Source organism: Bacillus sp. SIMBA_074 (assembly GCF_046534555.1).
Taxonomy (GTDB): domain Bacteria; phylum Bacillota; class Bacilli; order Bacillales; family Bacillaceae_G; genus Bacillus_A; species Bacillus_A mycoides.
Map to the genome: position 1 here is coordinate 1 of NZ_JAWRYM010000531.1, position 271 is coordinate 271.

Genomic DNA, 271 nt, shown 5'->3' on the forward strand with positions numbered 1-271 from the left:
CGGATCATCATCGCATGCATCGGGCCGATTGCCGCTAAAACGGCTGAAAAAAATGGGCTAAACGTCGATGTTTGTCCAGATGTTTATACGACGGATGCCATGGTTGCGGATTTAATACGCTTCATAAGCAAAAAGAAATAACAAGGGAGGAACTTCAAAATGAAAAACATTCCATTCAATCGCCACCGTCGCTTGCGTGCAAGTGCTGGCATGAGGGCTTTAGTCCGTGAAACACAATTGCATAAAGAGGATTTGATCTATCCGATCTTCG

The 271-nt window shown here is 44.6% G+C and carries 1 protein-coding gene and 1 pseudogene; both read left to right on the plus strand.

Annotated elements, in window-relative coordinates:
* Positions 1-9: 9 nt before the first annotated feature.
* Positions 10-141, plus strand: a complete 132-nt coding sequence (locus SB773_RS31850; RefSeq protein ID WP_410594326.1) for a uroporphyrinogen-III synthase — start codon at positions 10-12, stop codon at positions 139-141.
* A gap of 18 nt (positions 142-159) precedes the next feature.
* A pseudogene (locus SB773_RS31855) lies at positions 160-271 on the plus strand (porphobilinogen synthase); the annotation flags it as partial.